This window comes from Arthrobacter sp. MYb221 (genome assembly GCF_002979835.1).
Classification (GTDB): domain Bacteria; phylum Actinomycetota; class Actinomycetes; order Actinomycetales; family Micrococcaceae; genus Glutamicibacter.
In genome coordinates this window covers 281,237-295,190 of the sequence record NZ_PCPW01000001.1, presented here as the reverse complement: position 1 = coordinate 295,190, position 13,954 = coordinate 281,237, and the positions used below count along the sequence as shown (strand labels likewise).

Genomic DNA, 13,954 nt, shown 5'->3' with positions numbered 1-13,954 from the left:
CGTACGCTAAGGCTGCCTGGTGGGGCGCAAGCGTCTGAATTTGCCGGTGCCTGGTCTGGCGTTGTTGCGCCAGGTGTAGTCGCCGGTGAGGTTGATGTGTTCCCAGCCCAGGGGTGAGAGGTATTGCAGGAGCGCGTCGTCGAATTCCGGATCGTAGCTGCCGACCGCGTTTGTGGCTCGTTCGAGGTAGACAGTGTTCCAGAGTACGATGTCGGCGGTGAGAAGATTGAGTCCGGAGGCGCGGTAACGTTGTTGCTCGAATCCGCGATCCCGAATTTCATCGAGCCGGTTGAAGAACACGGCCCTGGCGAGGGCGTTGCACGCTTCTTCCTTGTTCAGCCCGGCAGTGACCCGCCGGCGTAGTTCGACGCTCTGGAACCAGTCCAGGATAAACAGGGTGCGTTCGATCCGTCCCAGTTCGCGCAGAGCCACGGCCAGGCCGTTTTGGCGTGGTTAGCTGCCAAGCTTGCGCAGCATCGGTGAAGCGGTCACAGTGCCTTGTTTGATGGAGGTGGACAACCGCAGGATCTCGTTCCAATGGGCCCGGATCGCCTGGGTATTGAGTGGGCCACCGATTAGTGACTTGAGTGCATCGTAGGCGGTGTCCGATTTGGGGATGTATAGCTTGGTCTCGCCGAGGTCGCGGATGCCTGGGGCGAAGCGGAATCCGAGCAGGTGCATCAGACCGAACACATGTTCGGTGAACCCGTTCGTATCCGTGTAGTGCTCCTCGATGCGCAGATCCGAATCGTGATGGAGAAGGCCGTCAAGGACATAGGTCGAGTCGCGGACGCCGACGTTGACGACCTTGGCGCTGAAGGGCGAGTACTGGTCCGAGATGTGGGTGTAGAACATCCGCCCCGGCTCTATACCGTATTTGGGAGTCACATGGCCGGTGCTTTGGGCCCTCCCGCCGGCCTTGAAACGCTGGCCGTCCGAGGACGAGGTGGTGCCATCGCCCCAGTACCCCGCGAGGGGTTGGCGGGATTGGGCATTGACCAGTTTGGCCAGTGCGGTGGAGTAGGTTTCGTCCCGGATGTGCCATGCCTGAAGCCAGGACAATTTGACATAGGTGGTTCCGGGGCAGGATTCGGCCATCTTGATCAGCACAAGGTTGATCCCGCCGGCCAGGATTGTTGTCAGCAAGAGCTTCTTATCCTTCGCCGTGTCGCCGGTCTTCAGGTGGGTGAAGTCGCGGGTGAACCCGATCCATTCATCCACCTCCATGAGCATGTCGGTGATCTTCACGCGCGGCAGCTGTCAGCTCGATTAGTGTCTGCGCCGCGTCGGGGACAGCAGCATCGAGCGGGGTGATCTTCAACCCGGAGGCGCTGATGATGGCATCGGGCAGACCGCCGCTCCCGGCCAGGTCGTCAACCATTGCCAGTTGCTGCTCCAGCAGTGAAAGCCTGTCGTGCAGGTACTGATCGCAATCGGTATCCAACGCCAACGGCAAGGCCCCGGATGCCTTCAGTTCGGTGAACTTCTCTGCCGGAACGAAGTACTCCTCGAATTCCTTGAATTGGCGTGATCCCTGCACCCAGACATCGCCGGAACGCAGAGCGTTCTTCAGCTCCTACAGTGCACATAGCTCGTAGTATCGCCGGTCAATTCCGTCATCGGTGACGACCAGTTTTGCCCAGCGAGGTTTGATGAATCCGGTCGGCGCATCCACCGGCACCTTGCGGGCATTGTCCTAGTTCATGGCCCGCGATACCTCGATGGCCTTGAACACGTTCTTGGCGGCAGGGGCTGCCCTGAGTTTGAGCACGGCCAGGAGTTCGGGGGGTGTAGCGGCGCACCGTTGCATAGCTTTCGCCGATGTGGTGCAGGAAATCAAAATTCCCGGGGTGGGCAAGCATCAGCGCCTCGTCAACACTGGCCGTGAAAGCCTCCCAAGAAATGACTTTCTCGATCGCGGCGTACGGGTCGGTGCCGTTTTCCTTGGCGTCCAGCAGCACTTTGCCAATGCGCCCGTAGAGGCGGACCTTGTCGTTGATCGCCTTGCCGGAGGCCTGGAATTGTTGCTGGTGTCGGTTTCTGGCTGTATTGAAGATCTTGCCGATGATGCGGTCGTGCAGGTCGATGTTTTCATCGATGACGGTGGCCGTGCTCTCCGTGGCCACAGCCCCCAACGTCGCATAACGGCGTTGTGGTTCGAACTTGGCCAGCTCGGACGGCGTCATCTGCCCTCCCTCGCGGGCGATCTTGAGCAGGCGGTTCTGGTGAACCTGACGTTCGATGCCGGCGGACAGGTCCAGCGCCTGCCAGGCTTTCAAGCGCCCAATATGTTCGAGCATGTGCCGCGAGTTCGGCTTGACAGGTGATTGGCGCAACCAGGCAAGCCGGGTGAATTTCCCTCTTCCCGGCGTTTGAGCAGATCGTCCAAACTTCGCCGGTGGTCATTGGACAGAGAATCCGTTAAGGTGGCGTAGATGCGGCGGTTGGCCTGTGTGATGGCTTCGTCACAGATGCGTTCGATGACGTCCAGGGCTGGGGAATCACGACGTACTGTCGGCGTAGGGCTCCGAGCACGCTGCCGGCCAGCACGCTGCCCTTGTCGGACTGCACGGCCAGCTCCGTGGCCGAAGGCAGAGCCTTGCGGAAGACAGTCAGGCCAAAAGGCTTCACGTCGAGGTAGGTTCGCAGTTCGAGCAGATGCTCGCGGCGTGTTTCCTCCCGTGCGGCATAGTCTGGCCAACAGATTGGGCTGATGCCGAGTTGCGCGCCAATCCAGTGCAACAACGCTGTGGGAACATCTGTCTTGGCCGATAGACCTTGTCCGGGGAAACGCAGTAATACAACTATACAGCAACAACTAAACGGTTCGCTTCACCGCATCTCTGGCGGATCATTGCCAGATCGGATTCGCTGAATGCGTACCGGCGAATCTACTCATCTTCATCATCGGGCAATGCGAGCAGACTTTCGCGCTCAATAGCAGACAGGATTGAACGCCGCGGCAATGGTGTTCCTCTCGATAACGAAGGAAAAAGAGAATCGGGGATACTGCGAACCGGATATCAGCTTTCGAAGACGACCAGATACAGATCAGTGGGTGACTGCACCGGCTTTCCTGCGTTCCGCGCGTTTAACGGCCCGGTAGATGCTGGATCGGCTGATGGAGAAGAGTTCGGCCATTTCGGCCATGGTGTGTTCCCCGGCGTCGTGCAGTTCGATGAGGTGGGCTTCCTGCTTCACGCTGAGCTTCGGCTGTTTTCCCCGGAGCCGGCCGTTGGCCTTGGCAACCTTCATTCCTTCGCGGGTTCGCATGCTGATGAGGTCGGCTTCGAATTCGGCGATCATCGCCAGGACGTTAAACAGCAGTTTGCCCATGGGGTCGGTGGGGTCGTGGACGGAACCACCGATGTTGAGTCTGATTTTGCGTCTGGCGAGGTCGTCGGCAATTTCGTGGGCATCCCGGACGGAACGGGCCAGACGGTCGAGCTTGGTCACGGAGAACGTGTCCCTGGCCCTGCATGCGGCGAGGGCTTCACTGAGTCCGGCGCGATTCTTGTTCCTGCCGGTAAAGCCATGATCAACATAGATGCGTTTCGGCTCAACGCCAAGGGCAGCCAGGGCATCACGTTGGGCGGTGAGGTCTTGCTCTTCCGTGGAGACGCGTGCGTAACCGACCAAAATCTTAGACATGTAGATGCGTGTTTCACATAGGGACCAGGACCGGTCAGTTCACCGGACACCCTATACGGAACAGTAGACGGCCCACGGTAGAAACGAGGCATGTCAGAGGCCGGCGTGTTTGGTGGAGGACCGGCTTACGGGACGCCGGCTTGGGTTCACTGGATGTGTCCTCGCTGTGGTAGAGAATTGACGAATGAGAATTGTCAACAGCGAACGACTAATCATGCGGCCGTGGGAACTAGACGACGCGGACTTTCTATTCGACCTTGAATCCCGCTGCGATACAGTTCGTTTCCTTGGGCCTCATGCAAAGATGATGACTGCTCGCTCCGAAGCTGTGGAATCCATCATTCGCCGACGTGCCATTGATGACCCGATTCACGGGATATGGGCAGTTACCGCCCGCGAAACTGGTCACTTACTCGGGAACGTCCTGCTCAAACCTATCCCGCTCTCAGCAAGTGCAAAGGGTGAACGTCCGGTGGAGATCGGCTGGCATCTACACCCTGATGCCCAAGGCGCGGGCTACGCCACTGAAGCTGCCAGTGCTGTCATGACGGACGCGGCAACAAGCGGGCTTCAGACCGTTATTGCCGTCACTGTTCCACTCAATGTAGCCTCCCGGAGGGTTTGTGAGCGCCTTGGGATGAGGTCGCTCGGAGTCACCGAAGCATATTACGATGAATGCAATCTTCTATTCGAGAAAGATCTGTCCCGCTAAACGTTCCGCTTACGGGCAAACTTTGTCCAACTTCCGTCGTCAAACTGTGAGCCAGCGGTTACCTCCGTCGGCGAGATCTTAGAGTACGATTTATTCCGTTTTCTGAAGCGACCCCTTGGTAACAGCAATACACTTCGTAGGGCAGCAGTAGAACAGCGACGAATATTGACTCTGATTGGCATAAAGCCCTCGGTGTATTTAACAGCCACGCCTTGGCCCGCACTTTTGTTCTCCTCGGCCGTCCGGCAACAGCGCTAGTTATTTATTGCAGGGAAAAGACTTCGAGTCCAGTGGGTATTCCGCTGACCCCTAGATAGCTTGGTTGCAGTATCTTCTGGATTAACTGCAAAGAATTTGGCCCACTAATGCTTGTGCTGGTCTTCTCGAACGAGTAGTGTTGCCATAAATCAGGAAGTCGAGTGAGCATATTTCATAAAGCTAATAGATAGCCTGTGTAATTCTTTGCCAATGAAAACTTGTAAACTTGGTTAGCGAGAATAAATAGGACTATGGCAATGGACCCATATTTTTATGATCGGACCGGAATGGACTAGAGCCAAAGTGCTCAGAGAATTAACGGAGAATTTTATCGCACCAGTTGATAGATTGAGTTGACCGCGAAGGTTTCGACGATACTCGCCATTTCAAAGGAATCCAGAAACAAGACAAACAAAGCTAAGACATTTGAGTTGTACCTCGGATATGACGCAAACTGCTCAAAGTGTTCAATGATCGCAACGCGCATAGAAGATGAGGTGGGTGGCGAGCTTTCGTTGATCCCCCTCTCATCTCCAAGAATGCGTCAGTGGCGTAAAGACCTTTTGGGTGAAGATGCCAAATGGGCACCTACACTAGTACGCGTTTCTGAAGATCGAGAAAATGCTTACGTTGGTTGGCAAATCGGACCTCCTCTCGCGGCGGCGCTTGGCGGAAAAAGGTCTCTGAAGGTTCTGAGCACACTGGGTAGCGATCAACTCGCAGAGTCCTCACCGAACGGCGGTCCTTTAAAAACTTCCCTCAATCGTAGGGCATTCTTGTGGGGATCTGCAGTTGTCGCTGGAATGACTGTACTGATGGGTCGCACCAACCCAGCGACTGCTGTTTCTGGGGATCTAAATCAGGATATGACCGTTGAACGCGTTCGAGTACTGCACGGAAGTGATATGTACGACGAGCTGAGGGCTCACCTGTCAGCTCCCGATGCTTCGAATGTAATATCAAGCGATTCATTGGGAGAACGCGCCAAGAAAGCAGCGACGCTGATGGAAGTTCCTTCAGATACATTCCGAGAGGTTTCAGAGTCTACGGGAGAACATGCGCCCGACGGCAACGTCTCTGAAGTTCAAGCTACCAAAGTGACCTATTCGAATGGTGTCATTGAGTCTGCAGTCGCAATCTACAATCATGAAAATAAAACGATGCTTGTTTCGAGGAGGATGGAGAAACCGATCGATGGAGTATTCTCCATTGTCCGCCGTCTAGACGTTGCTCCCGACAAACTCAATATGATTACACAGAGCATCAACGGTTCCGTGCCACGCGAGATCAGCGTAAAGGATATCTCGTCGCTAGCGAGTGACCCCTGCGGAGGGTGTGCTGGCGCGCCCGGAGACAATAGTCGCAAGCGACTACAGAGCGTTTGCAATTGGGAATTGACGCTTAGCTGCGCCAGAGATGCGGGTTTATGTCTTGGTTGCATTCCCTTTGTCATTGGTAGTGTCACGGCGGTATTGCTCTGTGTTGCAGGGCAGTGCGGCTGGTCAGCACTGGAGTCATGTTGCGGGTCCGCGTCCAATGCTTGCGTAGGATGCGGCGGACAGACTTAAACCCGATTCTAAATTTTGTCTACGAAGACAGAATCCAAATAAGAAAAGGTGCAAAAATGCCTTACCGCAAAAGACGCTCTGCGTTCTTGTACATTATATCTGCGTTCGCTATCGGGGTGAGCCTCCACGCATTTTTCACCGAGGGGTTTGGAGTGACCTCCGTTATCCCAATCCTCCTGGCAATTGTTTTCTCTTGGGAGGCTACGAAGCATCTCCGGAATGGAGTACAAAAGACAGATGAAGAGAAATTCTAATGTCTTCCATCGGTAACTCAAATGCCTCGCATGCGGTTTTTTCAACCGGCGCACTCATTGCCACAGGGCAAGATTCAGTGACAGATCTCTGTGTTGAAGCCGTTCGGCGGCATCTCGTGACACAGGCGATAATTGTGACAGATACTGGTGTATCGACATTGGCAAGTGTGTCCGCCAGTATCGCAATGGTTGGTCGAGAAATCGAGGTGGTACGTACAATCATCCTTCCAGAAACCACAAGGGCAACCCTAAGCTGGGCACGAGAGATTCGTGATGCGCTACGTACCGTAAATGGTTCCATTTGTGTGGCAATAGGCGGAGGTGCCGTGCTGGACGCGGCAAAGACAGCTGTCGCTGCTCTAGACCAACCATGGCTTCTGGACAACGCAGTATGGAGATCCAGTTCGGGTCTCCTGCCTACTGTCCGAAATCGCGAACGTGGTATCGGTTCACCAATGTTGTTGGCCGTATCTACAAGACCAGGAACGGCAGCTCAACTAGCACCGCGAATAACCCTTGCAATTTCCGCCGGAGAGTCTCAACACATGGCGACTGGCGAAGGTCTCATTCCAGACTATGTCGCCGTCAACTCGGAGTTGTGGGCTGGTATCGGGATACGCGCCGTGCTAGAGGCATTGTGCGAAATCCTTTTCCGCGCACTCGGCCCCTATCTCGTCACTCAACGGTGCTCTGAAGACCAGAGAGTGCTACTTACGAGCCTAATTGACGATATAGTTCTGGCTGGTTGGTCCACAATACAATCCAGGGGTAACCTGACACCTGCCGACCGTTTTCGCATCGATGAGCTCAGCATGGCCAGCCTCGATCCACGACGGACCTCCGGTTGGACGCCCAGTACCCACCCATGGTGGTGCATCCAAAACTCGCTAGCTTCGTCATTGTCACTGCCGAAACGAACTCTCACTTTAGGTGGGTTTCGAGCTGTCCTCGCAATAAGGACTCGAACAGTAGATCCACTTCGTAGCCGGTTCCGAAGCGCCTTAGTCCACCCTCTGAAACCTGACGTAGACGTCGAAGAAGTTGCCCTAGATTTCCTCAACGCCACATACGCTGAAATCGGATTTGCCCAACAATCCCTATCCTCGGACACCATTGACAAGGTAATCGATGAAACTTTCCGAATGTGGGGGCCAGTGATGGTCGCTGGAGGCTGGGGCGATACCAGTGCAGTAAAAAAGTTTCTAGAGGAAGACCTTTGCCGTATACTTCCTCAACCCGGCAGGCTAGCATAGCAGTAAAATAAGAACGCTAGCTCCCGGACGTTTTGTCATGATGTCACAGAGAGTGAATTCGGCAAATTTGAGCTGGTCAAGTTTCCGAGACACGAACTATGATTTTTTCTTATGACACTCAGGCCGCAACAGCCACGGAATTTTGTTCCCGGTACCAACCAAACAGCATCTGAGGGCTCAACCCACAAATAGCGGTATTCGGACGCTTCCGGTTGCACCAAACCTCGATGTTCTCCATCACCGCAGTCCGCGCCGCAACCCGGCTCGTAAACGCCCGATGATGGTACATCTCGTTCTTGATCGTCGAAAAGGTCGACTCGGCGACGGAGTTATCGCAGCACAGCCCGTGCGGCCCATGGACTGCCGAACTCCGTGCTCAGCACACCAAGCTTGGAAAGCGTCAGAGGTGTATTGCGCGCCGCGACCCGAATGGAATACGCTCCCGAGTTGGATGAAACCACGCGATACGGCAAGCTCCATCGCGTCAATGACCAACTGGGTTTACATGTTCGCACCCATTGACCACCCCACAATCTGACGTGAATACAAGTCGATCACCGTCGCCAGATGCAGCCACCCTTCACCTGTTCGCAAGTAGGTAATATCCTATGCCGACCTCGAAACTATGCCGACGATGCTAGCGATGCCCCTGGTAGGTGCGGGATTTGGTATCAGGGATGTCGGCATAGTTGAACTTGAGTCATGCTTCAAACACGGAGTGTTTGGTCGATGGGCACAGCGGGGATGCGCAGGGAGTGCAGGCAGGCGAAGGCTAGGGGCAGTTGCTGGTCGGTCCGGGCGGATGCTTTGCGCTGGATGGCGATGATGGTCCACCGGCATTGCTGGTGTTCCCGGAAGCAGCCCAGGTGCTCACCGATGGCTGGCCGGGCCTGGCGATCGCCGACTAACAGTATCTGGTGGGCAACGACGTGCTGTTCAGCGGCGGGTACCGCAAGCTGGATGCGGCCGAGCGTGAGGCGGTATCCGCATGTCAGCCGCAGGGCGAAGCATTTTTCGTGCAGGTGCCTGCGGAGAAATGACCCTATTCGAAGTTTTGTTCTAATGCCGTTCTTTGGTTTCAGGGCGAAGGATGCAGATTGTGTTCTGCTACGCTCAACGCACCAAGACCGGGGGACTGTGACCATGCGACCAGAGCTATTATTGCCCGCAAGGATGGCCAGCCAGCTGCTGCTGGAGCCGGCAGAATCGATTCTAAGCGCCGCTGGGCATATGCTGGCTGTCCAGTCCCAGGATTTCACTGCCGGTCGCTACGCGCTGGCTCAGCGCGCGGGGATCGGCGTGACCAGGGCGCAGGTGGACGAACTGTTCAGCTCCGGCAAGCTGGTACGTTCCTGGGCCATGCGCGGCACCCTGCACATCTGCTTGCCGCAAGACCTCAAGTGGCTGATGGAAAGCACCAAGGAACGCACGCTGCGTGCGAACGCGCCACGGCTGCGCGAATTGGAGATTGATGCCAACGCCATTGAGCAGGCCGCCGGGGTCGTTGCCAGCTATCTGGCAGATCACGGTCGCGCCAGCCGTGACGCCCTGTTCGCCGAATTGAATTCGCACGGTATGCCCACCGCCGGGCAGCGCGGGATCCACTTGCTGATGGTGCTGGTGCAACACGGGCTGATCTGCCTAGGCCCGATTCCGGCCGATGCAAAGCTGGCCGCCCAGGATTTTGTGCTGCTAGAGCGCGGGGTTACCGAGCATCAAGAGCCGGAGAATCCGCTGCATGAGCTATTGCTGCGCTACCTGGGCTCCCACGGTCCGGCGACCCTGCGCGACGCCGCTTGGTATACGGGCCAAACGCTCACCACCATGCGGCGAACGGCAAGCGAGCTCGGCACGAGCCTTGTGCAGGTAGGCGTCGACGAGCATGGAGATGCTTATTGGGTAGTGACCGGCTCCCGTGCCGAGCAGAGCCTGGAAGCACCAGGCCTCCTCGGCCTTCCACTGCGGCTGCTGGGTGGATTCGATGAGTACTACCTGTCCTATGCCAACAGGAGACCGATTGCTGACGAAGCGATGCAGCGGCAGATCGCTCCCGGAAAGAACGGAATGTTCTTGCCGTTCTGGCTCGAACAAGGGCGAGCAAAAGAGGTCTGGAACGCCAAAGCAGCGCCGGCCGATCCCATCGGTGCGGCGCTGCATCAGCGGTATCTAGAGTTCAGGACCATCCGGCAACCGGCGAAGGATTAGTGTCCGAAAGGGTCTTCGTCGGTCCCAGGTAGCCAGGTAGCGCCCGGAACGCCCCAGCCCAGCGCCTTCTTCGCCTTCAGCCAGCGCTTATCCCAGCGTGGCACGAGCTTGTCCACGTACAGGAATCCGTCAAGATGATCGAATTCGTGCTGCATGATGCGGGCGAACCAGCCATCGGCTTCGAAGGAGATCGGCTTGCCGAATTCATCCACGCCTTCAACCTTGGCGTAATCGGCGCGCTTGAGCGGGAAGTTCAATCCCGGTACGGAAAGGCAGCCTTCGGCTTCTTCGTCCGGATCCGGGTTCGCCTGGGACACCTTTGAGAGGGTCAGTACGGGGTTGATCAGTACGCCGCGTTCCGGCGCGCTGTTCTGATCGGCATAGATGTAGGTGAAGATGCGCAGGCCAACGCCGATCTGTGGCGCTGCCAGGCCAACCCCGTGCGCCGCGTCCATGGTGGCATGCATGTCGGCAACGAGTTGACGAAGCTCGTCATTAAACTCGGTGACTTCAGCGGCGCGCTGATGCAGTACGGGTTCTCCATAAACGGTGATCTGCCGAATGGGCACGTGATCGGTTCCTTTCGAAAGTGCTTAGGGTGCTTGTCCAATAGTTTCACGGCTGATTGGCGTTGTGCCACTGCGTAGGTTCAGCAAAACTTCTCACCCGTGGCCTTGGCGGGGAGCCCGCCGGGCGCTGCTGCCCTCGTGCCTTAGGGCGGTTCCGCGGGATTTCCGCTGATTTACTAGTCAATATCCGTAGTTGCGGCACCACGGTGGTACCTGGGCATGCCTCCGCAAGGTGAAATCCAGGTAGCGCACCGGGCGCAGGTGATATGCGCCTCAGTGCGATAGAGGAGGTGCTAAGCGGCTGTGGATACAGGTGTGACCGTGAAGCGCCGGAAGCTGAGCAGGTGTTTCGAACATGGGTTCGAATGTATATTCGAATGCTTTTGGTTCGAGCAAAGCGGTGTGAATGAACGCAGTTAAGCGGGAGAGGCTAGCGCCCCCATGGCGCTAGCCTCCCGCAGAGCTTGTTAGGCGCTCTTGCTGATGCGAGTGTCTAAAAGCTTTGTCCCCAATGAATCGAATTTTGAATCCCCCAAGATTCCTCATGCATAATTCGATCCCCACGCGCCCTAGTCTAGGGCGGCAAACCCATGTTGAGCAGTGCAAACCGGACACTAGGTAGTCTTTGGCCCGGATACAGGTATCGTTTTGAAGTCCTCATCGAGGATTTCATCAAAGACCGCCCCCGAATCACTGACCGGAAGCAGCTGGCGACGATCGGTGATGCCTAATTTAGCGTAGGACCGCTGTAGGTGGCCTTCCACCGTACGCGGGGAGAGGAATAGCTCCTCGGCGATTTCTTGATTGCTGCTACCACGCGCGGCCATCACGCAGACTGCGTATTCGCGTTCGGTTAACAGGGAGCGGACGATACGCCCGCGCCCCAGCGAGGGAGTGTTGACTGCTGCCAGCGGGGCAGCCAGTTCCACGCAGAGCCCGAGCAACCGCGTCGCGAGCGCTCGCCGACCAAGATTCCGCGCCCGCGAAGAGGTGCGATGAGCAAATTCCGCCGCATAGAGCGGGCGGCCGGCTGAGGCATGCACTTCGCAAAGCCGCTCAATGCCCTCCTCGTTCAGCGAGTCCAGAACCCCCGCGTATCCGGCGATTGCCCGTGCCAGGGGTCCCTGGACCTGTTCAGCGGCAGCTTGGAGCTGTGCCTCGTCCTCGGAAAGCTCCAGTCGCCATGCGTCATGAAGCAAGCGCATCCTCAGCAGCTTGCGGCCGAACTTGTCCGCATGGGCCAAGCACCGCTGCAGATGCTCCAGCGCGGCCTGCCGGCCTTCGAGCTCAAGGATCACCGGCAGTAGGTAGCGTTGGGCCAGCGGGCGCATGATCTGCCCAGCCACGTCGGGGGCCGAACGAGCCATATCGTAGTGGAGACGAGCCCTGGGGATATCTCCAATCATTACCGCGGCCGCCGCCGCGAATGAGGAGGTAAACCCGGCAACCAGATAGGGATCGGACACCGAAATGAGGGCGAGCGCCTGCTCAAAAGACCCAAGGGCCTCAACGGCCAGTCCCTGTTCCAAGAACTCAATGCCGATGCCGGTCAAATAATTTGACGGGTTCAAGGCCAGAGTCGTGAAATCAATGTCGCCCAATATTGAAGCCAGCGCCTCACCGCCGCCGCCCAAGGCCGACATCAATGCCGGTAGTGCAAAAACTATCTCCGACTGCACCGCCGGGGTGGCGCTTTTCCAGAAGCCGTCCGCGACCACGTCCAAAACTTCTTCGAGCGCGTCAACCGGTCTGCCGGCATAGCAATCTTCGATAATCGCATGAGCTAGGCAAGCGGTGCGCAGTTCGGGCGAGATCCTCTCATCACGCGCATATTCACGAAGCTTGGAGGAGTCCACAATTTGCTGCGCCCGGGCGCGGAGGATCAATCCGAAAGCGCGGCTCTCGACCGGATCCTGCGGTCCCGATTCAATGATTTCCAGAGCTAGGTCAGGACGCGCCAGACCGGAAAAAGCAATCCTGGCTGCCACGCCTCGTACCTCGGCACTGCCGGTCCGGAGCAGGGGCTTGAGTACCGCTAGGGCGGCCTCTGACTTCGCTAGTTCATACAGGGCATCTGCCCGAAGCACCAAGAGCTTCTCCAGCATCCGCTTGTCCGTGAAGGATTCGTGCCTCACGGAATCCGTCAATGCGACCACCTGCGCGAAACGGCGCGCATCGGCCGACCCCACAACGTCTTCGAACAACTCGGACGCCGGAACCTCGATCCCCAGCTGCACGCGGTGAGTGGTGAATCGTGCGCGCGCTTGCGAAGTCAACACCTCGCGGGGAAAAGCGCTGTCGGCGCGCTGCAGATAACCGCGAAGCTTCGTTGGGGACAAGGTGCTCAAGACGCTTTGCGCGGATAGCCCCGCACTCAGCTCAACCGCTAGGTCGCGCTCGCCGGTAGCCTCATCCAGGGAAAGCACAATGAGTTTGGCCAGCCGGGAGTCCAATAGGTTCGATAGCAAGTCTCCGAATAAACGCTGTGCCAGCGGATAAGGCAGCCTTCCGGTGACCGACAGCAGTTCTACGGCCTCGCGGATTTCTTCTGGCTGGTCTTTGAGTCGCGACGAAATAAGGTCGGTAATTCGCGAACCTTGGGGATTCCATTGCCGGTCGAGGGTCCAGTAGCAGCCCTTCAGCGTCAGCGCTCGCGCAGTTCGCGCATCAAGGGTGAGCTCGCGCAGATGCAGCGCGTTGCCGCCGGAAAACTCTAGCAGCATCTCAACGGTGGCGGAATTGACCTGGCCGCCGAGCACATGCTTGAGAATGGCTTCGGTGTCTTCGAAGGTCAGTGCGGAGAGCTCGATGCGCTTTGAATGAGAATCGGAGCGGAGGCCCCGCAGCGGCTGTGGCAGTTCATGGACGGCAGTGGTTGCCATGACCAATTGGACGCTTCGGGTCACCGACAGATGGGCCAGTACCGCTGCGCTTTGTTCATCGGCGAATTCGGCTTGATCCAGAAGAATGCATAGTTTTTCATTCGTGGTGTATTGAACCAGCGAAGAGATCATTTCACCCGGTGTAGAACCGGCGTTCTTCAACGGCAGCTGCGCGCAGAGAGTTGTTAGCAGTGCGAAAGGAACAAGCTCAAGAGCCTTCGCCGCGGTGAGCCAATACAACTTCTCCTCGGTACCCGAGAGGATTTGACGGGCAAGCGTCGTACGCCCGGTTCCCTGCTGGCCAACCACAAATATCGCGGCTCCTTGCGCTGTTGCCGAGCGGGCTTCCCGAAAACTGCTTTGGAGCGAGGGAAGCACCGTCGGTAGTGCGCTGCGGAGACCAGCCATAGGCACCAGTGTGTACTTCGCTCCGTGGCCGGTCAAGTAGCGAAGTTCCTAATACAGGTAGAGATCGCGCTGTACAGCAGGCGCTTGACTGGAATACTCTACGCATGCGTTGCTCGCATCAATTTACTATTGCAGTGGACCAGGGCTAATTCCAGTGGATATTAAACTTTGCGTGTGGAATTATGGGGAAATTT

At 57.1% G+C, this 13,954-nt stretch carries 9 protein-coding genes and 2 pseudogenes; 6 read left to right on the top strand and 5 right to left on the bottom strand.

Features of this window, described 5'->3' with window-relative positions; translation table 11 throughout:
* Positions 1-6 precede the first annotated feature (6 nt).
* Positions 7-2,966, bottom strand: a pseudogene (locus CQ015_RS01425) (Tn3 family transposase).
* An 85-nt stretch (positions 2,967-3,051) separates the two neighbouring features.
* Positions 3,052-3,651, bottom strand: coding sequence for a recombinase family protein (locus tag CQ015_RS01420; RefSeq protein ID WP_105552057.1), 600 nt, complete (start codon positions 3,649-3,651; stop codon positions 3,052-3,054).
* Positions 3,652-3,835: 184 nt separating this feature from the next.
* Between CQ015_RS01420 and CQ015_RS01415 the strand changes: the two genes are divergently transcribed.
* From CQ015_RS01415 to CQ015_RS19550, 3 genes are all read left to right on the top strand, one after another.
* Complete coding sequence (locus tag CQ015_RS01415; RefSeq protein WP_105552058.1) at positions 3,836-4,363, top strand: GNAT family N-acetyltransferase; 528 nt, start codon at positions 3,836-3,838, stop codon at positions 4,361-4,363.
* Positions 4,364-4,974: 611 nt separating this feature from the next.
* Positions 4,975-6,189 (top strand): hypothetical protein, encoded by a 1,215-nt coding sequence (locus CQ015_RS18650; protein WP_146113993.1) that lies wholly within the window; start codon positions 4,975-4,977, stop codon positions 6,187-6,189.
* Positions 6,190-6,442: 253 nt separating this feature from the next.
* Positions 6,443-7,696 carry an iron-containing alcohol dehydrogenase gene (locus tag CQ015_RS19550; protein ID WP_105552060.1) on the top strand — a complete coding sequence of 418 codons (1,254 nt, stop codon included), beginning with the start codon at positions 6,443-6,445 and terminating at the stop codon, positions 7,694-7,696.
* A 118-nt stretch (positions 7,697-7,814) separates the two neighbouring features.
* On the opposite strand, the pseudogene CQ015_RS01400 reads toward CQ015_RS19550, so the two are convergent.
* Positions 7,815-8,302, bottom strand: a pseudogene (locus CQ015_RS01400) (IS3 family transposase); the annotation flags it as partial.
* A gap of 176 nt (positions 8,303-8,478) precedes the next feature.
* On the opposite strand from CQ015_RS01400, the gene CQ015_RS19190 reads away from it, so the two are divergent.
* The 3 genes from CQ015_RS19190 (at position 8,479) to CQ015_RS01395 (ending at position 9,901) form a co-directional block, all read left to right on the top strand.
* Positions 8,479-8,604: a hypothetical protein gene (locus CQ015_RS19190; protein ID WP_258133433.1), complete on the top strand. Its 126-nt coding sequence runs from the start codon at positions 8,479-8,481 to the stop codon at positions 8,602-8,604.
* Between the two features lie 9 nt (positions 8,605-8,613).
* Positions 8,614-8,736 (top strand): hypothetical protein, encoded by a 123-nt coding sequence (locus tag CQ015_RS19185; protein WP_258133434.1) that lies wholly within the window; start codon positions 8,614-8,616, stop codon positions 8,734-8,736.
* Between the two features lie 103 nt (positions 8,737-8,839).
* Positions 8,840-9,901: a winged helix DNA-binding domain-containing protein gene (locus tag CQ015_RS01395; RefSeq protein ID WP_181150323.1), complete on the top strand. Its 1,062-nt coding sequence runs from the start codon at positions 8,840-8,842 to the stop codon at positions 9,899-9,901.
* On the opposite strand, the gene def is transcribed toward CQ015_RS01395, so the two are convergent.
* Both def and CQ015_RS01385 read right to left on the bottom strand, forming a co-directional pair.
* Positions 9,898-10,470 carry a peptide deformylase gene (gene def, locus CQ015_RS01390; RefSeq protein WP_105552062.1) on the bottom strand — a complete coding sequence of 191 codons (573 nt, stop codon included), beginning with the start codon at positions 10,468-10,470 and terminating at the stop codon, positions 9,898-9,900. The two genes, CQ015_RS01395 and def, sit on opposite strands and share 4 nt — an antisense overlap.
* Before the next feature lie 614 nt (positions 10,471-11,084).
* Positions 11,085-13,760 (bottom strand): helix-turn-helix transcriptional regulator, encoded by a 2,676-nt coding sequence (locus tag CQ015_RS01385; RefSeq protein ID WP_146113992.1) that lies wholly within the window; start codon positions 13,758-13,760, stop codon positions 11,085-11,087.
* Positions 13,761-13,954: the final 194 nt, after the last annotated feature.